The sequence below is a fragment of the Flavobacterium sp. NRK1 genome (genome assembly GCF_024054175.1).
Classification (GTDB): domain Bacteria; phylum Bacteroidota; class Bacteroidia; order Flavobacteriales; family Flavobacteriaceae; genus Flavobacterium.
Window position 1 is genome coordinate 1,798,211 of sequence record NZ_JAMXLA010000001.1, and the last position, 21,230, is coordinate 1,819,440.

Consider the following 21,230-nt stretch of genomic DNA (forward strand, 5'->3'; position numbering starts at 1 on the left):
TAAATGGTACCATTACTCATTATCTCTTTCAAATTGCCTGAAAGCTTTATTAAGCCTGTTGAAATCAGTACGTGACTTATTGTAAAATGCTAAGTCATTATTGTCTTTCATAATAAGCAATAGTCCGCGGTATTGTTCAATCTCCCTTATTATTGACTGATATTGTGTGTTCTGGCTATCTATAGGCAGTGATTTATAATACTCTAACTTCTCTTTGTATTTTCCGGTTAGTTGAGTAAGTATCTCTCTGGCTGTTTTTGTGTCTCCGGATTTATAATATCCGTAAATGAAAGGCTCATAAATAAAGTAAAAGCCATAATATTCCGGAGGAAGATTTTTCATCACAAGGTTGGCAATGTCAACAGCTTTTTTGGTTTTGCCTTCTTCAAGTAGTTTTTCTTCAAGTAAAGCAAGATTTCTTCTATAGGCTCTGCTGTAGCGTATTGTTTGCTGATCGTGGTAAATATCCGGGCTGCCACTATTACCCCATTGCCATTTCATGGCAATATTGTACATTTTGTCAGTATCAATATAGCCTGTTTCCATAGGGCTGCCTCCTTCAGGTAGTGGTGTTTTTATAGGGACGAGTTTATAAACAAGCCCATCAAGCTGCATGTAATCCTGCATCCAGGCATAATCAGCAAGGTCGGGGCTGCCACCCGAAAAATAAATAGGGCGTTTCCAGTTATTATTCCTAATAATATCAAGCATCATTAAGCTGTTCTTGTAAATGGCGTCTTCAGGAAGGTCTACATCTATTGAAGATACTATAGAGTCGTAATATTTAGGTGCTATTACTTTGTTTTTAATAATGTCTTCTCTATTTACTTTAAAGCTTACTTTGTTTGTAGGATAGAAATTGGCACTTTGTCCTCCTGATAATTTAACTTTAGCTCTTTCATTTTCCAGTTTTACAAAGTCTATAAAAGTATCAATGTCAATGCGTGCTTTGGTAGTAGGGTGATATAATATATAATCTCTTGTGCCGTCAACGTATTGATCATGGCTAAATGAAATAGGTACAGGATCAGATTCATATGCTTTTCGCTTCATCTGGTCAATATACCAGTCAGACGGTAAAAGGGTAGTACACACTATTCTTACATCAGTGCGGTACCCTTCAATTTCCTGGGCATACCATAGTGGGAAAGTGTCATTATCGCCTATGGTAAATAAAATTGCATTGGGCTCGCATGAGTCAAGATATGCTTTGGCAAAAGCAACAGCTGTATAACGATCAGATCGGTCATGGTCATCCCAGTTTTCTTTAGCCATAAGTAACGGAGCAGCAAAAAATGTTGCAATTAGTATTGCAGGAGCAGCAATTTTAGGCTGCATATATTTTTTCAGTCCATTATAAAGAGCATATACGCCAAAGCCGATCCATATTGCAAAAGCATAAAAAGCACCTACGAGTGCATAATCTCTTTCACGTACTTCAAAAGGCTTTTCGTTTAAGAATATTTTTAAGGCGATGCCTGTAAAAAGGAATAAAACTAATAGTATGTAAAAACTTTTCAAATCCTTTTTAGCATGAAATACCATGCCTATTACTGCAAGTATAAAGGGAAGGAAATAGTATATATTCCGCCCTTTATTATTTTTCATTTCTGAAGTAAGATGGCTTTGAGAGCCCAGCCTTGCTTCATCTATAAAATTAACACCACTTATCCAGTTACCGTTCATAGTGTCATATTCACCCTGAATATCACTTTGGCGTCCTGTAAAATTCCACATAAGATAACGCCAGAACATATATCCAAATTGGTAATCAAACATAAAAGAAATATTTTCACCAAAAGTTGGTTTTTCCACTATCAGGAATTGCTTGTAGTGCGTAAGGAATTTGTCATATTCTTCGTAGCCCAGTTCGCCTTTATTATAGGCGGTTTTAAATTCAGCTACAATATCCTGCAGTTCACCTTTTATCTGTGCAATTGCCTGTAAAGCCTCTTCTTCACTTAGTGAATTTACATCTACGCCATATTTAAATAGTTCGTTTGCATAGTCGAAATCCGAATCTAACCTGAATTTAGGAGGGTGGCTAAAAAACATATATTCTGAAGCCGCAGAAGGATTTGTCATTCTTGGCAGAATCGCATTATGGCTTTCGTCAGAATTCTGCCTGGCATTTTTAAAGTTATTTACAACAACATACTTGCCAGTTTTATAATCGCGTTCATAATTAGGTTTTGCGTCTTCAAAAGGATTGTTTTTATCTATTCCTGCATACTTTTCAGTATAAAGCGGACCATAAAAAGTTTTTTGTTCACCATATTGTTCGCGGTTGTAGTATGCCAGAACTTCGGCGGCATCGGTAGGGCTGTTTTCATTAATAACTACGTTTGCATTGGCTCTTATGGGAAGCATTATCCATGTAGAAAATCCTATTAATATAAAAAGCAGGCAAAGCAGAATAGTGTTGTGTACAGCAAGGCCTTTCTTTTTAGTGTAATTAAGCCCGAAGTAAAAAAAGGCAATAATTATTAAAAACATGAAAATAGTACCCGAGTTAAATGGTAACCCTAAAGAATTAACCATGAAAATCTCTGTTTTTCCAAACAGAGCCAGGGTATAGGGGAGCAAAAATTTAAAAACAAAAAACAATATAGCAATCATGATAAGATTAGCTACAATGAAATTTTTTATAGTAACGGTTTTATAATTTTTAAAGAAATAAATTAGGCCTATAGAAGGTATGGTAAGGAGTGCCATAAAATGTACGCCAAACGAAAGGCCAATTAATAATGATATTAGTAAAAGCCATTTGTTTCCGCGTGGTGAGTGCATATCTTCACCCCATTTTAAGCCAGCCCATAATAGCAATGCTATAAATAATGATGCCATTGCATAAACTTCAGCTTCGGTAGCATTAAACCAAAAACTGTCGCTAACGGCAAATGCTAAACTGGCTACAAGTGCACTTCCAAGAACCATTACAGCATTGTTTTTATTCCATTCGCTGTAGCCTGATACAATGTTTTTAAGCATTATAGTAAGAGACCAGTACATGAAAAGTATAGTAAATGCGCTGGAAGTAACTGACAGCATATTTACCATTAATGCGATATTCTCTTTATTAAACGCAAACATTGAAAAAAAAGCGCCAAACATTTGAAATAGCGGCGCACCTGACGGATGGCCTATTTCCAGCTTGGCTGATGTAGAGATATATTCTCCACAATCCCAAAAACTAAGACTTGGCTCTACGGTTAAACAATAAATAATAAAAGAAATTGCGAAAACTGACCAGCCTGCAATAGAGTTCCATTTTTTGAAGTTAAAATCAGTCATGTAGTTGGTGTGGAATAGGTTATGTTTCTTGCAAATGTAAGGGGTTTACAGCATAGAGAACGTCAAAAATATTTTTTTAATATTTTTCAGTTTAAAAATTTGCAAAAAAAAAATTATATACTACATTTGCACCCGCAATAAGGAACTAACTGGTCTATGGTGTAATGGTAACACTACTGATTTTGGTTCAGTCATTCTAGGTTCGAGTCCTAGTAGACCAACAAAAGCCTCTCAGAAATGAGAGGCTTTTTTAATTGTGTGAAAAACAAAAAAACGCCTCTTAAAGAGACGTTTTTTATTTATTAAGGTTGATCCTATTAGATCTTAAAGGTAATAACCGGTCTTACTGCGTGGTTAACTAGGTCCTCGCTTACGCTTCCGTTAAAGAAGTGCGCAAGTCCCTGTCTTCCGTGAGTACTCATTCCTATAAGGTCGGCATTTATGCTGTTAGCAAAATGTAAAATTCCTTTTTCAATATTCACATCGTTATAAATGTGAGAAGTGTATCCGTTTTTAATATCAAACTGAGCTGTGAAATCACTAATGGTTTTTTCTGCAGCATGCGTAGATTTGAAGTTGTTAGGTGTATTTATAGATACCAGGTGTAGTTCTGTGCCAAAGCTGTTGGCAAACTGAACTACTTTGGCAAATGGTTTTTTAATTTCATCTGAAAAATCTGAAGCGAAAACAAATTTCTGAGGATTAAATTCACCTTGTTCTTTTTTGATTACAAGTACAGGGATGTCAGAAGTTCTAACTACTTTTTCTGTGTTAGACCCTATGAACATTTCATGGAATCCGCTGGCTCCGTGAGACCCCATAACAACAAGGTCTATGTTGTGTTTTTTGCTATGTGATATAATACCGTCAAAGGCTCTTTCAAATTGTATAGCTTCTACTATAGATATTCCTTCAAGGTAAGGCTGGTTAAGGATTTCCTGAAAGCGCTCGCGTGTTTTTTCCATAAAGAACATAACCTCAGGAACATCAGAACTTCTGCCCACTGCATTGCTTTCACCTATTCCATCGCTTGCAATTCCGGGCAGCTCCAGCATGTGAAGCAGGAATATTTCACCATTATTTTTGCGGGCTATTTGTGCTGCAACTTTAAGAGCGTATTCAGCGTGGGCGGAAAAGTCGGTAGGGACTAAAATTTTCTTCATAGTTTAAGTGTATAATTAACAAAATTGGATGGAATTTTAACAATCATAAAGGTAAGAATTAATTTTACATTAACCAATGATTTTCAAGATATAAAAAAAAATAGTATATTTGCGTCGTTATTTAATAAATACTAAATAATGAGGGGACAGGAGTCCCCTCTTTTTATACAAAATATGACGTTTAAGGAAAAAGTTGCAGATCTGCTTAATACGGCTCTTGAAGAGCGTCCTTCGTTGTTTCTTATAGATCTTTCTATAGGCAGCGGAAACAAAATTATGGTTACGCTGGACGGTGATAACGGAGTTAATCTTCAGGATTGTATTGATATAAGCAGGGCTATAGAGCATAACCTTGACAGGGAAGAAGAAGATTTTTCTTTAGAGGTGGCTTCTGGCGGTGCGGCAAGCCCGCTAAAAATGCCAAGGCAGTTTAAAAAAAATCTGGGCAGGACACTTAGTGTTAAAACTGCTACAGATCAGATTGAAGCTGAAATTACCGATGCTAATGATGACTTTATAGTATTGGAATGGAAAGCACGTGAACCTAAGCAGATTGGCAAAGGTAAAGAAACGGTTCAGAAAAGGCTTGAATTGCCTTATCAGGACATTAAAGAAGCAGTTGTTGTAATAAAATTTTAAAAAAATAAGAAAGTTGGCATGGAAAATCTCGCATTAATAGATTCGTTTTCAGAGTTTAAGGATGATAAGCTTATTGATAGAGTTACGCTTATGGCAATCCTGGAAGATGTATTCAGGAATGCACTGAAAAAGAAATATGGTTCGGATGATAATTTTGACATCATTATAAACCCTGATAAAGGGGATATGGAGATATGGAGAAACCGTGTGGTGGTTGCCGATGGTGAGGTAGAAGATCCTAACCAGGAGATATCGCTTTCTGAAGCAAGAAAAATTGAGCCGGATTTTGAAGTAGGCGAGGATGTTTCTGAAGAAGTAAAACTTATTCAGTTAGGAAGAAGAGCAATACTTGCACTACGCCAAAACCTTATATCTAAAATACACGAACACGATAATACTAACCTTTATAAGCAGTTTAAGGATATTATTGGTGATATTTATACTGCAGAAGTGCACCATGTTAGGCCAAAAGCTGTAATTTTGGTGGATGATGAAGGAAATGAAATAGTGCTTCCTAAGGAAAAACAAATTCCATCTGACTTTTTCAGAAAAGGAGATAATGTAAGAGGTATTATAGAAAGTGTTGAACTTAAGGGTAATAAGCCTCAGATCATAATGTCAAGAACATCAGAATTATTTCTTGAAAAATTATTTGAGCAGGAAATTCCTGAAGTTTTTGATGGCCTTATTATGGTTAAAAAGGTTGTAAGGATTCCTGGTGAGAAAGCAAAAGTGGCTGTAGATTCTTATGATGACAGAATTGACCCGGTAGGGGCCTGTGTGGGTATGAAAGGTTCCCGTATTCATGGTATCGTTCGCGAGTTAGGCAATGAAAATATTGATGTTATTAATTATACAACTAACACGCAGCTTTACATATCCAGAGCACTTAGCCCGGCAAAAGTGTCATCTATAAAAATTGACGAAGCAACCAACAGGGCTGAAGTATTTCTTAAATTAGAAGAGGTTTCTAAAGCTATTGGCCGTGGCGGCCATAATATTAAGCTTGCGGGACTTTTAACAGGCTATGAGCTTGATGTTATCCGTGAAGGAAACGCAGCTGAAGACGAAGACGTTGAATTAACAGAGTTCTCTGATGAAATTGAAGGATGGATCATTGAGGAATTTGCAAAAATAGGATTAGATACCGCAAGAAGCGTATTAAACCAGGATGTGCAGGATCTTGTAAGAAGAACCGATCTTGAAGAAGAAACGATACTTGAGGTAGTAAGAATACTTAAAGAAGAGTTTGAAGATTAAACAGGTTTAGATTACAAGCACAACACAACACCGAAGATAAAATTAAAAAGATTGTATGTCTGAAGAAAGAGCAATAAGAATAAACAAAGTATTAAGGGAATTAAATATTTCGCTGGACAGGGCCGTGGAATATCTTAAGGATAAAGGGCATGTTATAGATGCAAGTCCGAATGCTAAGATATCCAATGAGGAATATAATGCCCTTTTCAATCAATTTTCTGCTGATAAAGGAAAGAAGGAAGCTTCTCTTGAGGTTAGTGAAGAAAAGCGTAAAGAGAAAGAAGCGCTTCGTATAGAAAGGGAAAAAGAGATTGAGGATAAAAGGAAGCAGGAAGAGGAAAAGCAAAGACAGGAAGTGATTAAGGCTAAAGCTACACTATCTGGTCCGGTTGCTGTCGGCAAAATAGACCTTGGTGCGAAAAAAGCAGAGCCTTCTTCAGTCACTCCTCCGGCAAAAGAGGAGCCTAAAGCCCCGGTAGAGGAGCCGAAGGTACAAGCAGAAGCTCCGAATACCGAAACACCTAAACAGGAAGCTCCAAAAACTGAAGCGTCTAAGCAGGAAACTCCAAAGGTTGAAAAAACTAAGGCAGAAACTCCTAAAGCTGAAGCAGCTCCTGAACGTAAAAAGGAACCTGCCATACAGCCAAGATCGGCATCTGAAAAGACTGCTGCGCCGGAAAATGCACAAGCTGCAGCTCCTGAAGAAGAAAAAATAAAAACACAGTACCAAAAACTTTCAGGTGCTACTTTTACAGGTCAAACTATAGATCTTTCGCAGTTTAATAAGCCTAAGAAGAAAAAAGAAGACTTTAAAAAAGATGCTTCAAAACCGGGTACTCCGGGTGCAAATCAAGGGCAGAACAACGATAAGAACAAAAGAAAAAGAATCACTCCTAAACCTCAGGGGCAGGGTGGCGGCCAGCCGGGCCAGGGTAACAACAGGCCGGGTGGTAATCAAATAAGGCCAAACACTCAGGGAGGTAATAAGTTCGGGCCTAAACGTCCTGCAATAGTTTCTAAGGTAGAGCCTACTGAAGAAGAAGTTAAAAACCAGATTCGTGAAACCCTTGAAAAACTTCAGGGTAAAGGAAGCAAATCTAAAGCTGCTAAATATAGAAGAGATAAGCGTGACAGCCACCGTCAGAAATCTGATGATGAGCAAAGAATGCTTGACGAAGGAAGCAAAACTATCAAGGTTACAGAGTTTGTAACTGTAGGAGAAATTGCAACCATGATGGATGTGCCTATTACTAAAGTTATATCGGTATGTATGTCATTAGGTATCATGGTAACCATGAACCAGCGTCTTGATGCCGAAACACTAAGCATAGTAGCAGACGAATTTGGTTATGAAGTTGAATTTATAACTACCGATATTGAGGAATCAATGGAGGTAGTAGAAGATAAAGAAGAAGATCTTACATTCAGAGCGCCAATTGTAACCGTAATGGGCCACGTAGACCATGGTAAAACTTCCCTTCTTGACTACATTCGTAAAGAAAATGTAATTGCAGGAGAATCGGGAGGTATTACACAGCATATAGGTGCTTATGGTGTAACGCTGGATAACGGACAGAAAATTGCATTTTTAGATACACCGGGTCACGAGGCGTTTACCGCGATGCGTGCACGTGGTGCTCAGGTAACGGATATTGCTATTATTGTTATTGCGGCAGATGATGATATCATGCCACAAACAAAAGAAGCTATTAATCACGCCCAGGCGGCAGGTGTGCCCATTATATTTGCTATCAATAAGGTTGATAAGCCGGCAGCTAATCCTGAAAAAATTAAGGAAAGGCTTGCAGGAATGAACCTTCTTGTTGAAGACTGGGGTGGTAAGATACAATCGCATGACATTTCGGCAAAAACAGGATTAGGAGTGAAAGAACTTCTTGAAAAAGTATTGCTTGAAGCTGAAATTTTAGATCTTAAAGCTAATCCGGACAAGGCAGCGGTAGGTACCGTAGTAGAAGCATTCTTAGATAAAGGTAGAGGTTACGTTGCTACTGTACTTGTTCAGGGTGGTACGTTAAAGGTAGGAGATTATGTTCTTGCCGGTAAGCATCATGGTAAAGTAAAAGCAATGCACGATGAGCGTGGCCATAATGTTAAAGAAGCAGGTCCTTCTACACCTATATCTATATTAGGTCTTGATGGTGCTCCTACGGCAGGTGATAAGTTCAGTGTTTTTGAAGATGAAAGAGAAGCAAAACAAATTGCGGCTAAACGTACACAATTAATGCGTGAGCAGTCTGTGCGTACACAGCGACATATTACTCTGGCTGAAATTGGACGAAGGATAGCTCTTGGGCAGTTTAAAGAACTTAATATTATCCTTAAAGGTGATGTGGATGGTTCGGTTGAAGCTCTGTCAGACTCCTTCTCTAAACTTTCAACAGAAGAGATACAAATAAATATTATACATAAAGGTGTAGGTGCAATTACTGAATCTGACGTGTTACTTGCTTCGGCTTCTGATGCGATTATTATCGGATTTAATGTTCGTCCTTCTGCAAGTGCAAGATCACTTGCTGATAAGGAAGAGATCGATATCAGGAATTACTCTATCATTTATGATGCTATTGATGATCTTAAAGATGCGATGGAAGGAATGCTGTCTCCTGAACTTAAAGAAGAAGTTACAGGTACTGCTGAGATCCGTGAAACCTTTAAAATATCTAAAGTTGGTACTATTGCCGGATGTATGGTTACAGATGGTAAGATATTCAGAAGTTCTAAGATCAGACTTATCAGGGATGGAGTTGTTATCTATACCGGAGAGCTTGCTGCGCTTAAACGTTTTAAAGACGATGTTAAAGAAGTCTCTAAAGGATACGATTGCGGTATGCAGATTAAGAACTATAACGATATTCAGCAGCTTGATATAATTGAAGCTTATCAGGAGGTTGAAGTGAAAAAGAAACTTAAGTAATAAGTTATTCTATATAAAAATCCCAACTGTTTATACAGTTGGGATTTTTTTGTTTTATGCTGTTAGGTTTTTCTTAAAAATAAATATATTTTTGATGGAATTGCTTAAGGTAGTAATGATGTCAATAAAACAAATAGTGTGATTGATATAGAAAAAGTAAAACTTTTTATAATTAATAAGCTTGAAAAAGAATTGCCTTCAGGTTTGTATTATCATAATGTAAGACATATACTTGATGTTTATGATACTGTGATAAGACATGCAGCAGCTTTAGAATTGTCGGCGCAGGATACATTATTACTTAAAACGGCAGCTCTGTTTCACGATTCAGGCTTTATAATAAAAGCTAAAGGGCATGAAGAAATCTCCTGTAGTTATGCTGAAGAATATCTGCCATTATTTGGTTATTCTGAAGAGCAGGTTAAAATAATCTGCGGGATGATAATGGCAACAAAAATTCCGCAATCACCACATACCGGGCTTGAAGAAATTATTGCAGATGCAGACCTTGATTATCTGGGAAGAGATGACTTTTTTGAAATTTCAGATTGCCTTTACAGGGAATTATTAAACTCAGAGGTTGTTAAGAATGAAAAGGAATGGAATGCGCTTCAGGTCGATTTCTTCGAAAAGCATCATTATTTTACCTCGCTCGCAAAAGAATTAAGAGATGGTAATAAAGAAAAACATCTTAAAATTATCAAGTCTAAAATAACTAAACATACATGAATACTGTAACCAAAGGGCTGAAATTAAAAGATTCACTGACTGACTATTTTTTTATAGCCGGTGGTATTTTATGTGTCAACTTTGCATTGAAAGGACTTTTGGTGCCCAATCATTTTTTTGATGGAGGTGTTACCGGACTGGCTCTGTTGTTTCATGAAACTTATAACATAAATATTGCATTACTTATTATTGCTATCAATATTCCTTTAATTCTTATGGGATTAAAAATAATAGGGAAGAAATTTGTTATAAAAACATCTGCATCCATTGTGATTTTGGGTATTTGTCTGTTATGGCTTCCTGTACCTATTATAACGCATGATAAGCTTATAGTCTCCGCTTTCGGCGGGTTATTTATAGGTTTGGGTGTTGGCTTGGGAATGCGTGGTGGCTGTGCTTTAGACGGTATTGAAGTGCTTGCTGTTTATACCGGTAAAAAAGTGGGTTTTACTATGAGTGAAATCATCCTGGGGCTTAATATTATAATTTTCGCCATAGCAGCTGTATTTTTTGGCCTTGAAAAAGCATTTTATTCTATGCTTACCTATTTTGTGGCTTCAAAAACAATTGATTATGTTGTTGAGGGGATACAGGAATTTACTGGGGTAACAATAATTTCGGCAAAAAGTGAAGACGTAAAAGCCTTTTTGGTTTTACAAATGGGAAAAGGTATTACCATTTATAAAGGAGAGCGAGGCTTTATGAAAGATAGTTTTGAGGTAAGTGCAGAATGTGATATAATTTATACAGTTGTTACAAGGCTCGAAGTTAGAAGGCTTAAGGGTGCGGTGCATGAAATTGACCCGAAGGCATTTATATTTTCGGGCCCTATCAAAGAAACTGCAGGTGGAGTACTAAAAAGAAAACGTGAACACTAGCAAAATAAAAAAGCCCCGTAATCCGGGGCTTTTTTATTACTGTTTATTTTTGCTTTATAAGCAACGCATATGGGTATTTCTTTTTTATTTCCTGAAGGCTTCTTTCAGCATCAAGGCGGGATTTAAAATTACCTACCCACACTTTATAAGTTGGGCTTTCGTATATTATTGTTCCGTCAATAGACTTAAATTCCCTTTTAAATTCAGAAAGAGACTTGCGGGCTTTTTCATTATCACCATAAAATATCTGTATTTTATAACGGTCGTTTATGGTTATTGATGGGTTTATTTTACGCTTTTCTTTTAAAAGCTGCTCAAAGCGGGCATCCTGAGATACAGAAACTTTGCCTTCTTGTGCTATGCAGTTGCTGCCCCAAATAGTAAGTAAAAGAAAGACTGTTTTGTAAGGTTTTAGATTTAAAATTCTCATAATGAACTGTGTTTGGTACAAAAGTACAACTTATTATTTTATGGGGATTATCCTGATTTATTTAGAATCTTTATAAATTAAGTATTAAGATTTATTTAAGGTTTGAGAATAATTCATAAGTCGTATTTTTGTGGGAGTTTTTAAAAAAGCAAGGTATCTCCATATTAAGCTTACTAAAAACCATACCAATTTAAGTCGATAATCATTTTTAATATGAAAAAAGTGGGTAACCATACTTCGTTTTCAAGAATTTTATTGTTCTGTCTGGCGTTCTCGCTGTCATTTTCCATTACATCTTATGCGCAGGATGCTGCGGCAGCGGCTCCGGCTGAAGCAACAGCAGCGCCGGCTGAAGGAGCTGGTGATCCTGTAAAGGGTAAAGAGTTGTTTAATACTCTTTGTGCTGCATGTCACAAACTTGATGCTAAGTCTACCGGGCCTGCATTAAGAGGTGTTGCAGACAGGCATGATCGTGAGTGGATTTACAAGTGGGTGGCAAACAGCAGTGCGATGATTAAGGCAGGTGATCCTGCTGCAGTTAAATTATTTGCTGAGAATAACAATGCTGTTATGACTCCGTTTCCGCAACTGTCTAAGGGAGATATAGATAACATTATGGCGTATACATCTGCGCCTGCGCCTGTTGCTACTCCTTCTGCTGGAACTGCGGTTCAGGGAGCTGCTTCGGGAGGTTCTGATACTTCAAGTAATGTAGTTCTTGGCCTGTTGGTTGTGGTTCTTGGTGTATTAATTGTAATGCTTGTATTGGTTAATAAAACACTTACAAGGATTTCAAATAATAACGGTATTGAAGTTGTAAAAGAACCTTCAGTTTCTTTATGGAAAGCTTATGCTAAAAACCAGTTTCTTGTTTTGGTTACTGCTATACTGCTTCTTCTTGCTTCTTCGTATTTCTTATATGGGTACTTAATGCAGGTGGGTGTAGATCAGGGTTATGAGCCAATTCAGCCAATACACTTCTCTCATAAAATACATGCCGGTGATAATGGTATTGATTGTAAATACTGTCACTCTTCTGCAAGAGTTAGTAAGACTTCAGGTATACCGTCATTAAATGTTTGTATGAACTGTCATAAAAACATTTCAGAATTCCAGGGAGATAAAGATTCTACGTATGTAGATCATTCTAAAGAGTTTTACTCTGGTGAAATTAAAAAACTATACAATGCTGTAGGATGGGATGCTACAGCTCAAAAATATACCGGAAAACAAAAACCAGTTAAATGGGTTAGAATTCATAATCTTCCGGATTTCGTTTACTTCAATCACTCTCAGCACGTTTCAGTTGCCGGGGTAGAATGCCAGAAATGCCACGGTCCTGTTGAGACTATGGAGGTTATGAGGCAGCATGCTCCGCTTACTATGGGATGGTGTATTAACTGTCACCGTGAAACGAATGTTAAGGTGGAAGGAAATGACTACTACAAGAAAATCCACGACGAACTTGCCAAAAAATATGGCGTAGTTAAGCTTACTGCTGCTAACATGGGTGGTACTGAGTGTGGAAAATGTCACTATTAATCAATTTTTAAGAAGCTAATATCTATATACAACATGGCATCAAACAAAAAATACTGGCAAAGTGTTGAAGAGCTGAATGAAAACAGCTCTATTGTTGAGACGCTAAGAAACAATGAGTTTGTTGAGGAGATCCCTACTGATGAATTTCTTGGCGACAAGGAAGCTCTTGGTTCTTCATCAACAAGTCGTCGTGACTTTTTGAAATATGTTGGGTTCAGTACAGCAGCTGCATCGCTTGCTGCGTGTGAGGGCCCGGTTATCAAGTCTATTCCTTACGTAGTTCAGCCGGAAGAAATCATCCCGGGGGTTGCTGATTACTATGCAACAACCATGAATGATGGTTTTGATTTCGCAAATATATTAATCAAGACGCGTGAAGGACGTCCTATTAAAGTAGAAAACAATACACTTGCGGGTGCTAAGTTTGCTGCTAATGCAAGGGTTCATGCTTCTGTATTGTCGTTATATGACAGTATGCGTTTAAAACAGCCAATGATTGCAGGTAAACCTGCTTCATGGGAAGAAGTAGATGCTAAAGTAAAAGCGGGTCTTTCTCAGGCTGCTGCAGGTTCAGGCCAGGTTGTTGTTCTTACGGGTACAACGGCGAGCCCTTCTACTGATAAACTGATTGCTGAGTTTGGTGCAAAATATCCTGGTTTTAAACATGTTGTTTATGATGCTGTCTCTTCATCTGAAGCATTGGATGCTTTCCAGGCTGTTTATGGTGAAAGAGCTCTTGCTGATTACGATTTTGGTAAAGCTGATGTAATTCTTTCTGTTGGTGCTGATTTCCTGGGAGACTGGCAGGGCGGAGGATTTGACGCAGACTATGCCTCAGGCCGTATTCCTAAACAGGGGAAAATGTCTAAGCATATACAGATTGAGTCAAATATGACGCTTTCCGGTGCTAATGCTGACAAACGTATTGCTTTGACAGTTACGGAGCAGAAATATGCTCTTGTTACTATATATAATCTTGTTACAGGTTCTTCTGTAAGTGTTCCTGCAATTTCTAACAAAGCTTATGCTGATGCAGTAGCTAATGCTGCTAAACAGGTTAAAGCTGCAGGTTCTAAAGGTGTTGTTGTTACAGGTCTTGATGATGTTAATGCTCAGCTCCTTGCATTGGCTATTAATAACGCATTACAATCTGAAGCATTTAATCCTGCAGGTGCACGCCTTACTCGTAAAGGTGATGCGAAAGCGGTTGCTCAGCTTGTCAATGATATGAAAGCAGGTAATGTTCACACTCTTATTATGAATGGTGTGAATCCTGTATATACGCTGCCTAATAGTGCTGATTTTGCTGAAGGCCTTAAAAAAGTGAAATTATCGGTTTCTTTCTCGCTTAAAGAGGATGAAACTGCTTCAATAACTACAGTAGCAGCTGCAGCTCCTCATTACCTTGAGTCTTGGGGTGATGTAAGTGTGGCTAAAGGATATTATTCTGTGACACAGCCTACTATCCGTCCGTTATTTAATACTAAACAATTCCAGGATGCGTTGCTTTCATGGTCTGGAAATTCTCAGGATTTCTACAGTTATATTAAAGGGGCTTCCGCTTCTTATGTAACAGGAAAAACATGGAATCAATTAGTACATGATGGAGTTAGTGTTTCTGATGTTGCTGCTGTTTCTGCGGCCGGTGGTGATTTTGCCGGTGCAGCTTCAAAACTTGCTTCTGCAAAACCTTCTTCTGATTTAGAGCTTGTTCTTTATACTAAAACAGGTATGGGAGATGGCCAGCAGGCAAATAACCCTTGGTTACAGGAATTCCCGGACCCTATCACTCGTGTGTCATGGGATAACTATGTAACGGTTTCAAAAGCGGATGCTGAAAAACTTGGTTTAGAAAACTGGCATGTTGCAAACGGTGGTCTTAATGGTAGTTATGTTACTATTGAGGTTAACGGAAAAAAACTTGAAAATGTTCCTGTTGTAATTCAGCCCGGACAAGCTAAAGGTACTGCCGGTCTTGCACTAGGTTACGGCCGTAAGGCAGCAATGAAAAAAGAAATGGTTGTAGGTGTTAATGCCTATACTTTATATAATAACCTTAACTCATTACAGTCTGCGAAACTGACTAAAACAACTGGTGAGCATGAATTTGCCTGTGTACAGCTTCAAAATACATTAATGGGTAGGGGAGACATTGTTAAAGAAACAACTCTTGATGTTTTCAATAAAAAAGATGCTTCTGAATGGAATGAAATGCCTCAGGTTTCTTATGATCATCAGGAAGTCCCTGCTGCTTCAATAGACCTTTGGGAATCTTTCGACAGAACAACCGGACATCATTTTAACATGTCTATTGATCTTAATGCCTGTACAGGTTGCGGAGCTTGTGTTATTGCTTGTCACGCAGAGAATAATGTACCGGTTGTAGGAAAATCTGAAATAAGAAGAAGCCGCGATATGCACTGGTTGCGTATTGATAGGTATTATTCTCACGAAGAAACTTTTGCTGGTGATGTTGAATTAAAAGAAAGTACCTCGGGTGCTCTTAATTCTATCAAAACATTCGGTGCTATGGAAGACCCTGCTGAAAATCCACAGGTAGTATTCCAGCCTGTAATGTGTCAGCACTGTAACCACGCTCCATGTGAAACTGTTTGTCCTGTTGCGGCAACTTCTCATGGTCGTCAGGGTCAGAATCAAATGGCGTATAACCGTTGTGTTGGTACCCGTTATTGTGCAAACAACTGTCCTTACAAAGTACGTCGTTTCAACTGGTTCCTATATAACAAAAATAGTGAGTTTGACTACCACATGAACGATGATCTTGGCCGTATGGTTCTTAATCCGGATGTAAATGTTCGTTCAAGAGGTGTAATGGAAAAATGTTCTTTCTGTATACAAATGACTCAGGCAACAATTCTTAATGCGAAAAGAGAAGGCCGTGAAGTTAATAAAGATGAGTTCCAGACGGCTTGTTCTGCAGCATGTAGCAGTGGGGCAATAGTGTTTGGAGATGTAAATAAGAAAGAAGATACAGTAGTATCGCTTAAGGAAGATGAAAGATCTTACCACCTGCTTAGCCAGATAGGAACACAGCCAAATGTATTCTATCATGTTAAAGTTAGAAATACATAGTAACAAGTAATATTAATAAGAAACACTATAAAGGATTATGTCGTCTCATTACGAAGCACCCATTAGAAAACCTTTAATTATAGGTGACAAAAATTACCATGATGTTACCGTTGATGTTGCTGCACCCGTAGAGGGCAGAGCAAATAAACAATGGTGGATCGCATTTTCAATTGCGCTTGCAGCTTTCCTTTGGGGTGTTGCGTGCGTTTCCTACACAGTTGGAACAGGTATTGGTACATGGGGTTCAAATAAAACAGTTGGCTGGGCCTGGGATATTACCAACTTCGTTTGGTGGGTAGGTATCGGTCACGCAGGAACACTGATTTCTGCAGTACTTTTATTATTCCGCCAAAAATGGAGAATGGCGATTAACAGATCTGCTGAAGCGATGACCATTTTTTCGGTAATCCAGGCAGCAATGTTCCCGGTATTCCACATGGGCCGTCCATGGTTAGCTTACTGGGTTATGCCTATTCCGAACCAGTTTGGTTCACTTTGGGTAAACTTTAACTCACCGCTGCTTTGGGACGTATTTGCGATCTCTACTTACCTTTCGGTATCTTTGGTTTTCTGGTGGACAGGTTTACTTCCTGACTTTGCAATGCTTCGTGACAGGGCAATAACTCCTTTTGCTAAAAGAGTTTATTCTATCGTAAGTTTTGGATGGAGCGGAAGGGCAAAAGACTGGCAGCGTTTTGAAGAGGTATCTCTTGTTCTTGCAGGTCTTGCAACACCACTTGTACTTTCGGTACATACTATCGTATCTTTTGACTTTGCTACATCGGTTATACCGGGATGGCATACTACAATCCTTCCTCCGTACTTCGTTGCAGGAGCTATTTTCTCAGGATTTGCAATGGTTAATACCCTTCTTATCATTATGAGAAAACTTTCTAACCTTGAAGCTTATATCACCGTACAACATATTGAATTAATGAATATCATTATTATGATTACAGGTTCAATTGTAGGTGTCGCTTATATTACCGAGTTATTTATTGCCTGGTATTCCGGTGTAGAATACGAGCAATATGCTTTCCTTAACAGGGCAACAGGACCTTACTGGTGGTCTTACTTATTAATGATGACTTGTAATGTTGTTTCTCCACAGGTAATGTGGTTCAAGAAAATCAGAACCAGCATCTATGTATCTTTCGTAATTTCAATCGTGGTAAATATAGGTATGTGGTTTGAGCGTTTCGTAATTATCGTTACATCACTTCACAGAGATTATCTTCCATCATCATGGACAATGTTCCAGCCTACTTTTGTAGATGCAGGTTTCTTTATCGGAACAATAGGTTTCTTCTTCGTGTTATTCCTTCTTTATTCGAGGAGTTTCCCTGTAATTGCGCAGGCAGAGGTTAAATCTATCATGAAAACTTCCAGCGAAACTTATAAAAAGTTAAGAGAGCAGGGCGGTCACGACAATCATTCACATTCAGAACATAATCATCACTAAGATCATGAGTAATAAAGTTATACATGTACTATACAATGACGATGATATCCTTATGGATGCAGTAAAGCAAACACGTGCTGCGCATCATCACATTGAAGAAATTTATACGCCATTCCCAGTTCACGGCCTTGATAAAGCTATGGGGCTTGCTCCTACGAGAATTGCTATCTGCTCATTTTTATATGGCTTAGTAGGATTATCTGTTGCAACTGCAATGATGAACTTTATCATGATACACGATTGGCCACAGGATATTGGTGGTAAGCCTAGCTTTAGTTATATTCAGAATATGCCGGCTTTTGTACCGGTTATGTTTGAGATGACTGTATTCTTTGCTGCCCACTTAATGGTTATCACTTTTTATATGAGAAGTAAATTATGGCCGTTTAAAAGTGCTGAAAATCCTGATTTAAGGACTACAGACGATCATTTCCTAATGGAAGTTGCTGTAAGCGGTGATGAAAGTCAGCTTGTTTCTTTCTTTGAGAACACAGGAGCTGTGGAAGTTAAAGTAATAGAAAAGCATTAAAAAAGTATGAAAGCGTTATATAAAATAGCATTACTCGCAGTAGCAGCGTCATCGCTTACTGCCTGCTTTAATAAATCAGAGCCCAATTACCAGTACATGCCTAACATGTATGAGCCGGTAGGCTATGAGCCTTATGCAGAATCTGCTGCATTTGCTAATGGTAAAGAGGGTCAATTGCCTGCTAAAGGTTCTATACCAAGAGGATTTACTCCTTATGAATATGAGAATTCTACAGCGGGTTATGAATTGGCAAAAGCAAACTTAAAATCTCCACTGGCTCCTGAAGACATTGACCTTGAAAGAGGTGAACAGCTTTTTACTATTTACTGTGCAATTTGTCATGGTGATAAAGGAGATGGAAAAGGAAATCTTGTAAAAAGGGAAAAATTCCTTGGGGTGCCTAATTATAAAGACAGGGATATTACTGAAGGGAGTATTTTCCATGTAATAACTTACGGATTAAACGCAATGGGCTCTCACGCTAATCAGCTTTCTCAGGAAGAGCGTTGGCAGGTTACTCACTACGTGATGAAACTTAGGAGTGAATAATAATTGTAGAACACTGAAAGCATAAATATATGTACACATTTTCAAGTAGATTAAAAACAATTGCATTTGTCCTGATGATATTAGGTGTCCTTGGGATAGGCTATAGTTTTTTCACTGCACCAAAAACCGTTGAAGACGTAGAGAAAATATTAGCGGCAGACAGCCACCATAATGGAGGTCATGCCGAAGCTGCTCATCATGATGAAGCTGCTGCACCCGAAGCTCATACTGCTGTAAAAGAAGAATCACATGCTGTTGAAGGAGTAAATGGAGGCCATGATACAATACACGCTGAAACAGCTGTTGTAAATCATGACAACCATAATGAAATATCTCATGAAGCTCATGGGGCTGAAGCTCACGATGCACATGCAGAACACGAGCACCATTTAAAACACGTATTAAGTCAGCTGCAAAACAAGCCTTGGGCTGGTGTGTATGTTGCTGCGTTATTTTTTATGTTGATTTCATTAGGCGCACTTGCATTTTTTGCTATCCAAAACGCTGCTCAGGCAGGATGGTCTCCTGTTTTATTCAGAGTAATGGAAGGTATATCAAGCTATCTTATACCTGGCGCTGTGATTGTATTTTTATTATTAGTAGCAGGTGTACTTCAATTTCATCATTTATTCGTATGGATGGATCCTGATGTTGTTGCAGAGGATCACTTGATCCAGGCAAAATCCGGATACCTTAATGGTGCTTTCTTTCTTATAAGAGCTGCTATTTTTATGGGTGGATGGATTTTTTATCGCCAGTATGCCAGAAAAAATTCGCTTGCTCAGGATGATGCTACAGATAATAGTTTCTACAAGAAAAACTTTAAAGCTTCTGCTGCATTCCTTGTTTTCTTTATTGTTACTGAATCTATCATGTCTTGGGACTGGATTATGTCTGTAGATCCACACTGGTACAGTACATTATTTGGATGGTATGTATTTGCAAGCTTTATTGTAAGTGCTGTTACTGTTATTGCAATGGTAGCTATCTATCTTAAATCTCTTGGTTACCTTGAGTATGTTAATACAAGCCACATTCACGATCTTGCTAAATTCATGTTTGGTTTCAGTGTATTCTGGACATACCTTTGGTTCTCTCAGTTCATGCTAATATGGTATGCTGATATACCTGAAGAGATTGTTTACTTTAAAATGCGTATTGAAAATTATAACCTTCCTTTCTTTGGAATGGTTGTAATGAACTTTGTATTCCCTGTATTAATCCTTATAAATACTGATTTCAAACGTCTTTCATGGGTTATTGTTATGGCTGGTATAGTTATCCTTTTCGGACACTATATTGACTTCTTCAATATGATCATGCCGGCTACAGTAGGTGAGCAGTGGTTTATAGGTGCAGGTGAAATAGGTGCAATATTATTCTTCCTTGGATTGTTTATATTCGTTGTGTTTACAGCTCTTACTAAAGCGCCGTTATTAGCGAAACGCAATCCTTTAATTGAAGAAAGTAAGCATTTTCATTATTAATATTTAAAGAAATAAACAAATGACAAGTTTATTGATAATAGTAGTTTTAGTTTTATTAGGCATTGCAATATGGCAATTAACTAAAATATTTGACTTAACACAGGTTGGTACCGGCAACGCTAACGATGGTGATAGCGAAGTTGCTAACGACAAAGATAATAATGTTAATGGTTATGTGATGTTTGCTTTTCTTGGCTTCATCTACGTCTTTACACTTTATTCATTATTGAAATGGGGACACCTTGTATTAGGTACTCCAGCTTCAGAACATGGTCCTGAATATGATAACCTGATGGCTATCTCTATGGGTCTTATCTTTTTTGTTCAGACAGTTACACAGTTCCTTCTTCACTATTTTGCATTCAAATACAGAGGTAAACAAGGAAAGGTTGCATTTTATTTTGCCGATAATGACAAACTTGAATTTATCTGGACTATTATTCCTGTAATTGTTTTGGCTGGTCTTATTCTTTATGGATTATATGCATGGACTAATATCATGTTTATTGATGAAGAAAAAGAAGATACTATTTTTGTTGAAGTTTATGCTAAACAATTTAGTTGGGAAGTTCGTTATGCCGGAGAAGATAATGTTCTTGGTAAAGCTAACGTAAGATATATAGAGGGAGTAAATACTTTAGGTGTTGATATGTCTGACCCTAATGCTCAGGATGATATTACTTCTACCGAATTACACCTTCCAAAAGGTAAACAGGTGGTGTTTAAATTCCGTTCTCAGGATGTATTGCACTCTGCTTACTTCCCACACTTCAGGGCACAAATGAACGTTGTTCCAGGTATGGTAACTGAATTTGCATTCACACCAACCATTACGACTGAAGAAATGCGTCAGGATCCAAAAATCATGAAGAAAGTTGCTAATATCAATGAAATAAGATCTAAGAAGAGCGCCGACCTGGTAGCTGATGGTAAAACGGCTCTTGATCCTTATAATTTTGATTATCTGCTTCTTTGTAATAAAATATGCGGTATGTCTCACTACAATATGCAGATGAAAGTTGTTGTTGAAGATGATGCCGATTTCAAAAAATGGCTGAGCGGTAAAGAAACACTTGCTGCTGCGGTTAAAAAATCAAAAGAAGAAGCTGCGGCTGCTGCTGCAGAACCAGCAATAGAAGCTGCTCCTGCAAAACCTGCAGATTCAGCGGCGGCGACAAAACCGGATTCTACAATGGTAGCACAGGTTATAAAAAAATAATTCTTTTTAAATATATTCAAA

Annotated in this window: 15 protein-coding genes and 1 tRNA gene; 13 read left to right on the top strand and 3 right to left on the bottom strand. The window is 38.0% G+C overall.

The window, feature by feature from the left end; genetic code table 11:
- Positions 1-12: 12 nt before the first annotated feature.
- Entirely contained in the window at positions 13-3,294 is a 3,282-nt protein-coding gene (locus NHE85_RS08245) for a DUF2723 domain-containing protein (RefSeq protein WP_252811509.1), read from the bottom strand.
- Between the two features lie 150 nt (positions 3,295-3,444).
- On the opposite strand from NHE85_RS08245, the gene NHE85_RS08250 reads away from it, so the two are divergent.
- Positions 3,445-3,515: transfer RNA gene (locus NHE85_RS08250), tRNA-Gln, on the top strand.
- A gap of 96 nt (positions 3,516-3,611) precedes the next feature.
- Here NHE85_RS08250 and NHE85_RS08255 read toward each other — a convergent pair.
- Positions 3,612-4,457, bottom strand: coding sequence for a universal stress protein (locus NHE85_RS08255; RefSeq protein WP_252811511.1), 846 nt, complete (start codon positions 4,455-4,457; stop codon positions 3,612-3,614).
- A 174-nt stretch (positions 4,458-4,631) separates the two neighbouring features.
- On the opposite strand from NHE85_RS08255, the gene rimP reads away from it, so the two are divergent.
- From rimP to NHE85_RS08280, 5 genes are all read left to right on the top strand, one after another.
- A complete protein-coding gene (rimP, locus tag NHE85_RS08260; RefSeq protein WP_252811513.1) occupies positions 4,632-5,096 on the top strand; it encodes a ribosome assembly cofactor RimP in 465 nt (154 codons plus the stop codon).
- 18 nt (positions 5,097-5,114) lie between these two features.
- Positions 5,115-6,356: a transcription termination factor NusA gene (nusA, locus tag NHE85_RS08265; RefSeq protein ID WP_252811515.1), complete on the top strand. Its 1,242-nt coding sequence runs from the start codon at positions 5,115-5,117 to the stop codon at positions 6,354-6,356.
- Positions 6,357-6,411: 55 nt separating this feature from the next.
- Positions 6,412-9,291, top strand: a complete 2,880-nt coding sequence (infB, locus tag NHE85_RS08270) for a translation initiation factor IF-2 (RefSeq protein ID WP_252811516.1) — start codon at positions 6,412-6,414, stop codon at positions 9,289-9,291.
- A gap of 138 nt (positions 9,292-9,429) precedes the next feature.
- Complete coding sequence (locus NHE85_RS08275) at positions 9,430-10,020, top strand: HD family phosphohydrolase (protein WP_252811518.1); 591 nt, start codon at positions 9,430-9,432, stop codon at positions 10,018-10,020.
- A complete protein-coding gene (locus NHE85_RS08280) occupies positions 10,017-10,898 on the top strand; it encodes a YitT family protein (RefSeq protein ID WP_252811519.1) in 882 nt (293 codons plus the stop codon). Before NHE85_RS08275 ends, NHE85_RS08280 begins: the two co-directional genes overlap by 4 nt.
- A gap of 43 nt (positions 10,899-10,941) precedes the next feature.
- Here NHE85_RS08280 and NHE85_RS08285 read toward each other — a convergent pair whose 3' ends face one another.
- The gene (locus tag NHE85_RS08285) at positions 10,942-11,328 is read right to left on the bottom strand and encodes an SPOR domain-containing protein (RefSeq protein ID WP_252811521.1); all 387 of its coding nucleotides are present in this window, start codon (positions 11,326-11,328) and stop codon (positions 10,942-10,944) included.
- Between the two features lie 213 nt (positions 11,329-11,541).
- On the opposite strand from NHE85_RS08285, the gene NHE85_RS08290 reads away from it, so the two are divergent.
- Genes NHE85_RS08290 through NHE85_RS08320 form a run of 7 tightly spaced genes read left to right on the top strand, consistent with a single transcriptional unit; the run spans position 11,542 to position 21,209 of the window.
- Complete coding sequence (locus NHE85_RS08290) at positions 11,542-12,870, top strand: c-type cytochrome (protein ID WP_252811522.1); 1,329 nt, start codon at positions 11,542-11,544, stop codon at positions 12,868-12,870.
- A 33-nt stretch (positions 12,871-12,903) separates the two neighbouring features.
- Positions 12,904-15,963, top strand: a complete 3,060-nt coding sequence (locus NHE85_RS08295) for a TAT-variant-translocated molybdopterin oxidoreductase (RefSeq protein ID WP_252811524.1) — start codon at positions 12,904-12,906, stop codon at positions 15,961-15,963.
- A gap of 37 nt (positions 15,964-16,000) precedes the next feature.
- Positions 16,001-17,425, top strand: a complete 1,425-nt coding sequence (gene nrfD, locus NHE85_RS08300) for an NrfD/PsrC family molybdoenzyme membrane anchor subunit (protein WP_252811526.1) — start codon at positions 16,001-16,003, stop codon at positions 17,423-17,425.
- A gap of 4 nt (positions 17,426-17,429) precedes the next feature.
- On the top strand, positions 17,430-17,954 hold the full coding sequence (locus tag NHE85_RS08305) for a DUF3341 domain-containing protein (protein ID WP_252811529.1): 525 nt from the start codon (positions 17,430-17,432) through the stop codon (positions 17,952-17,954).
- Between the two features lie 6 nt (positions 17,955-17,960).
- Positions 17,961-18,503, top strand: a complete 543-nt coding sequence (locus NHE85_RS08310; RefSeq protein ID WP_252811532.1) for a cytochrome c — start codon at positions 17,961-17,963, stop codon at positions 18,501-18,503.
- A gap of 29 nt (positions 18,504-18,532) precedes the next feature.
- Positions 18,533-19,990: a quinol:cytochrome C oxidoreductase gene (locus NHE85_RS08315; RefSeq protein WP_252811534.1), complete on the top strand. Its 1,458-nt coding sequence runs from the start codon at positions 18,533-18,535 to the stop codon at positions 19,988-19,990.
- Positions 19,991-20,009: 19 nt separating this feature from the next.
- Complete coding sequence (locus tag NHE85_RS08320) at positions 20,010-21,209, top strand: cytochrome c oxidase subunit II (RefSeq protein ID WP_252811536.1); 1,200 nt, start codon at positions 20,010-20,012, stop codon at positions 21,207-21,209.
- The last annotated feature ends 21 nt before the right edge of the window (positions 21,210-21,230 follow it).